Annotated in this window: 3 protein-coding genes; 1 reads left to right on the forward strand and 2 read right to left on the reverse strand. The window is 67.7% G+C overall.

Features of this window, described 5'->3' with window-relative positions; genetic code table 11:
• Positions 1–86 precede the first annotated feature (86 nt).
• Together ABD056_RS06525 and ccrA are read right to left on the reverse strand one after the other, a co-directional pair.
• Positions 87–1,742: an acyl-CoA dehydrogenase family protein gene (locus ABD056_RS06525; RefSeq protein WP_343865561.1), complete on the reverse strand. Its 1,656-nt coding sequence runs from the start codon at positions 1,740–1,742 to the stop codon at positions 87–89.
• Between the two features lie 72 nt (positions 1,743–1,814).
• On the reverse strand, positions 1,815–3,095 hold the full coding sequence (gene ccrA / locus ABD056_RS06530; protein WP_343865562.1) for a crotonyl-CoA carboxylase/reductase: 1,281 nt from the start codon (positions 3,093–3,095) through the stop codon (positions 1,815–1,817).
• A 300-nt stretch (positions 3,096–3,395) separates the two neighbouring features.
• Here ccrA and ABD056_RS06535 point away from each other — a divergent pair, with 300 nt between their 5' ends.
• Positions 3,396–5,408, forward strand: coding sequence for a methylmalonyl-CoA mutase family protein (locus tag ABD056_RS06535; protein ID WP_343865564.1), 2,013 nt, complete (start codon positions 3,396–3,398; stop codon positions 5,406–5,408).
• Positions 5,409–5,801 lie beyond the last annotated feature (393 nt).

Consider the following 5,801-nt stretch of genomic DNA (forward strand, 5'->3'; position numbering starts at 1 on the left):
CCACCTTGCTTGCGCAAGGTGGTTTGGTTTGTTCTTGCCTCAGGCGCCGGCGCGGTCGCGCCGACCGCAGGGCGGGCCCAAGGTGGTTAGCGCGTCAGCAGGCCGCGCGCCACCACGTGCGCCTGGATCTCCGCCGCGCCCTCGAAGATGTTGAGGATGCGGGCGTCGCACAGGATGCGGCTGATCTGGTATTCCTCGGCGTAGCCGTTACCGCCGTGGATCTGCAGGGCGTTGTCGGCATTGGCCCAGGCGACGCGGGCGCCCAGCAGCTTGGCCATGCCGGCCTCGATGTCGCAGCGGCGGTCGCTGTCCTTCTCCTCGCCGGCGAAGTAGGTCAGCTGGCGGGCGATCATGGTCTCCACCACCATCCACGCCAGCTTGCCGTAGACGCGCGGGAACTCGAAGATCGGCTTGGCGAACTGCTGGCGCTCGTTCGCATAGCGCAGGCCCACTTCCAGCGCGTTCTGCGCCACGCCGACGGCCCGCGCCGCGGTCTGGATGCGGGCGCTTTCGAAGGTCGCCATCAGCTGCTTGAAGCCCTGGCCCTCGACGCCGCCCAGCAGGTTGGCGGCCGGCACCTTGAAGCCGTCGAACGACAGCTCGTATTCCTTCATGCCGCGGTAGCCGAGCACCTTGATCTCGCCGCCGTCCATGCCCTCGGCCGGGAACGGATCGGTCTCCGTGCCGCGCGGCTTCTCGGCCAGCAGCATGGACAGGCCCTTGTAGCCCTTCTCGTCCGGGTTGGTGCGGGTGAGCAGGGTCATGAGGTCGGAGCGGCTGGCGTGGGTGATCCACGTCTTGTTGCCGGTCACCACGTACTCGTCGCCCTGCTTCACCGCGCGGGTGCGCAGCGAGGCAAGGTCGGAGCCGGTGTTGGGCTCGGTGAACACTGCCGTCGGCAGGATCTCGCCGGAGGCGATCTTCGGCAGGTAGTGCTGCTTCTGCTCCTCGGTGCCGCCCAGGCGGATGAGTTCGGCCGCGATCTCCGACCGGGTGCCGAGCGAGCCGACGCCGATGTAGGCGCGGCTGAGTTCTTCCGTCACCACGCACATGGCGGTCTTGCCCATGCCGTGGCCGCCGTATTCCTCGGGGATGGTCAGGCCGAAGACGCCCAGCTCCGCCATCTGCTCCAGGACCTCCAGCGGGATCAGCTCGTCCTTCAGGTGCCAGTCGTGGCAGTAGGGGACGACCTTTTCCTCGGCGAAGCGGCGGAAGGTGTCGCGCACCATGGCCAGCGTCTCGTCCTGCAAGCCGAGGTCGCCGAAGTGCTCGCCGTCGCGGATCAGCTCGGCGATGCGCTTCTTGCAGGCGGCGGTGAAGCCGTGCTCGCGCAGCAGGGTGGTCTGCGGGCTCTGCAGCAGCTGGCGCTGGCGCACCTCGATGCCGAAGTCGGCCAGGCGCACCATCTCGCCCTGGCCCATGGGCAGGCCGCCGAAGATCTGGTGCAGGTATTCCGAGAAGGCGGCCTGGACCAGCAGCTGTTCCAGTTCGCCGAAGCGGCCCTGGGCCTCCAGCCGCTTGCCCCAGGCGAGCATCTGCTCCAGAGCGGCGACGTAGGTGGCGTACCAGGCATAGCCGTGGGCGGCGAACTGGTGCTGTTCCAGCGCATCGGCGTCCACCTTGCCGTCGACCGTCACCTTGCCGGCGACGTGTTCGCGGATGGTGTCGAGCACGCCGCGGGCGGTGTAGAGCGCCTTTTCGCAGGTGTGCAGGAGGTCGTTGATGATCAGCTTGGCGGGCATCTGCACGGTGTCTTCTCTCTCAGCGGGTCGGGGGATGCGGCTGGGGGGAGGCGCGGAAGACCGCGCCCGTCCTCAGCCTTCCAGCACGTCTTCCAGGGTGCGGCGGCCGGGCACCTTGGCCTGAACCATGACGGCCATGTTGCCGGGCTTGTGCTTGTTGTCCAACATCAGGGTGTGGGCCTTCGGAATGTCCTCCCACGAGAACACTTCGGACATGCACGGGTCGATACGGCGTTCGATCACCAGCTGGTTTGCCTGCGCCGCCTGTTTCAGGTGCGCGAAGTGGCTGCCCTGGATGCGCTTCTGCCGCATCCACACGAAGCGGGCGTCGAAGGTGAGGTTGTAGCCGGTGGTGCCGGCGCAGAACACCACCATGCCGCCGCGCTTCACCACGTTGCACGACACCGGGAAGGTCTGCTCGCCGGGGTGTTCGAACACCGTGTCGACGTCGTTGCCCTTGCCGGTGATCTCCCAGATCGCCTTGCCGAACTTGCGGACCTCCTGCATGTACTCCTTGAAGCCCTCGCCGTTCACCGGCGGCAGCTGGCCCCAGCAGTTGAAGTCCTTTCGGTTGAGCACCGCCTTGGCGCCCAGGCTCATGACGAAGTCGCGCTTGCTCTCGTCGGAAATGACGCCGATGGCGTTGGCGCCGGCCGTCGCGCACAGCTGGATCGCCATGGAGCCGAGGCCGCCGGAAGCGCCCCACACCAGCACGTTGTGGCCCGGCCGCAGGATGTGCGGGCGGTGGCCGAACAGCATGCGATAGGCGGTGGCGAGCGTCAGGGTGTAGCAGGCGCTCTCTTCCCAGGTCAGGTGCTTCGGCCGCCGCATCAGCTGCTGCGCCTGCACGCAGGTGAACTGCGCGAAGGAGCCGTCGGGCGTCTCGTAACCCCAGATGCGCTGGCTGGGGGAGAGCATCGGGTCGCCGCCGTTGCACTCCTCGTCGTCGCCGTCATCCTGGTTGCAGTGGATGACCACCTCGTCGCCCACCTTCCACGCCTTCACCTTGGAGCCGACCTTCCACACGATGCCGGAGGCGTCGGAGCCGGCGATGTGGAACGGCGCGCCGTGGACGTCGAAGGGCGAGATGGGCTTGCCGAGGCCGGCCCAGACGCCGTTGTAGTTGACGCCGGCGGCCATCACCATCACCAGCACTTCGTGGCTGTCGGGCTCCGGCACGTCCACCACTTCCACCTGGAAGGACTGCTCGGGCGGCCCGTGGCGCTCGCGGCGGATGAGCCAGCCGTACATCTTCTTCGGGGTGTGGCCGAGCGGCGGGATCTCGCCGATCTCATACAGGTCCTTGACGTCCTGACCACCCTTCAGGCTGATCACTTCCGCGGTGCTGGTCATCGTGGCAATCCCCTGGGTCTGGTGCCGGCGTGGCGCCCGCGGCCGGGCCGTGAAGGCCGTTCCCGCGGGCGGGCCGACCGCCGCATGCTCTTTCGGCGGTGCACAATCCAATGTCCGGCCCCTCGCGTTCGTTGCGGGAGGCGGCGTTGCTTCATCCTTAGCGTTTTGTCGCTTTCTTCGCAATGCACAAAATGATACTTTCTTGCCTGGATGCCCAGGGCACGGGTAATTTTATAATCAACGTCATGCACTTAGGGTTGCAGAATTGGTAAACTCTCACCCTGATCGGAGGACCCCGGAATGAGCGAGAAGCCTGACACTCCCCCTGCCCCTGCCGCGCCGAAGCGCGACAAGCCGTGGCTTTTCCGAACCTATTCGGGGCATTCCTCGGCGGTGGAGAGCAACAAGCTCTATCGCAAGAATCTTTCGCGCGGTCAGACCGGCCTCTCCGTCGCCTTCGACCTGCCGACCCAGACCGGCTATGACTCCGACCATCCGCTGGCGCGCGGCGAGGTGGGCAAGGTGGGCGTGCCCGTCTGCCACATCGGCGACATGCAGACGCTGTTCGACGAGATCCCGCTCGGCAAGATGAACACGTCGATGACCATCAACGCCCCGGCGCCGTGGCTGCTGTCGCTCTACATCGCCACCGCCGAGCGCCAGGGCGCCGAGCGCAAGAGCCTGCAGGGCACGACGCAGAACGACCTGGTGAAGGAATACCTGTCGCGCGGCACCTACATCTTCCCGCCGCAGCCGTCGCTGAAGCTGACCAACGACGTCATTGCCTTCACCTACCGCGAGGTTCCCAAGTGGAACCCGATGAACGTCTGCTCCTACCACCTGCAGGAAGCGGGCGCGACGCCGGAGCAGGAGCTGGCCTATGCCCTTGCCACCGCCCAGGCGGTACTGGACACGGTGCGCGACTCGGGCCAGGTGCCGGCGGAGGACTTCCCCGAGGTGGTCGGCCGCATCAGCTTCTTCGTCAACGCCGGCATCCGCTTCGTGACCGAGCTGTGCAAGATGCGCGCCTTCACGGAGCTGTGGGACGAGATCTGCCGCGAACGCTATGGCGTCGAGGACGAGAAGCACCGCCGCTTCCGCTATGGCGTGCAGGTCAACAGCCTGGGCCTGACCGAGCAGCAGCCGGAAAACAACGTCTACCGCATCCTGCTTGAGATGCTGGCCGTGACGCTCTCCAAGAACGCCCGTGCCCGCGCCGTGCAGCTGCCGGCCTGGAACGAGGCGCTCGGCCTGCCGCGGCCGTGGGACCAGCAGTGGTCGCTGCGCCTGCAGCAGATCGTCGCCTACGAGACCGACCTGCTGGAATACGGCGACCTGTTCGACGGCTCCCCCGTCGTCACCGCCAAGGTGGAGGAACTGAAGGCCCAGGCGCGCGACGAACTGGCGCGCATCGACGCCATGGGCGGCGCCATCGCCGCCGTCGAGTCGAGCTACATGAAGCAGCGGCTGGTGGAATCGAACACCCGCCGCCTGAAGGCCATCGAGTCGGGGGCCATGACGGTGGTCGGCGTCAACGCCTTCACCGATGCCGAGCCGAGCCCGCTGACCACCGGCGACGGCTCCATCCTCACCGTCGATGAAAGCGTCGAGCGGGAGCAGATCGAGGCGCTGAAGGCCTGGCGCGCCAACCGCGACGGCAAGGCCGCCGAGGCCGCCATCGCCGACCTGACGGCGGCGGCCAAGGAAGGCCGCAACATCATGGAGCCCTCCATCGCCTGCGCTCATGCCGGCGTCACCACCGGCGAATGGGCGCAGGTGCTGCGCGAGGTCTATGGCGAATACCGGGCGCCGACCGGCGTCGGCCGCGCCGCCTCGGCCGCCTCGGAGTCGGGCATGGTGGAGGTGCGGGCGCATGTGGACGCCGTGTCCGACCGGCTTGGCCGCCGGGTGAAGATCCTGGTCGGCAAGCCGGGCCTCGACGGCCACTCCAACGGCGCCGAACAGGTGGCGGTGCGGGCCCGCGATGCCGGCATGGAAGTGGTCTACGAAGGCATCCGCCTGACCCCGGCGCAGATCGTCAACGCGGCGCTGGAGGAAGGCGTGCACGTGGTCGGCCTGTCGATCCTGTCGGGCAGCCACGTGACGCTGGTGACCGACGTGATGGACCGCATGCGCGCCGCCGGCCTGGGCGACGTGCCGGTGGTGGTGGGCGGCATCATCCCGCCCGAGGACGAGCAGACCCTGAAGGCGGCGGGCGTGGCGCGCGTCTACACGCCGAAGGACTACGACCTGACCCGCATCATGGCCGACATCGTCGCCCTGGTGGACCAGGAAACCAAACGGGCGGCGTAACGGCCGGCCTTGATTGGAGTGGTGACGCGGCGGGAGGGCGACGGCTCTCCCGCCGCGTCCTTTTCCAGGCGGCGGCGCCTTATGGCGTGGGGTTCATTTGCGGTGGGCCGCCCTCGTGGGGCGCCCCGGGCGACAGCGGCTGGACGGAGGCAACGGGCGCCTCTTGGGCTGAAGAAGGTTGGTGATCGGCGGACACCGTGGAAAGAGCAGTAGCGCGCTTCCGATGAGGAGTCGCCGCAGTCCCACGCCGGCCTCCGCTGGTCCAGCCCCGCGCGAGGATTGAGCGGGTAGAGCCGAAGTGAGGGCAAGCCCTGGACACCCGCCGCCTCGCCGCCTTTGCGCCGCTGCGCATCGGCCGCAAGGTCTACATCCACATCAACAACACCAACCCGG

Source organism: Caenispirillum bisanense, from assembly GCF_039523075.1.
Classification (GTDB): Bacteria; Pseudomonadota; Alphaproteobacteria; order Rhodospirillales; family Rhodospirillaceae; genus Caenispirillum; species Caenispirillum bisanense.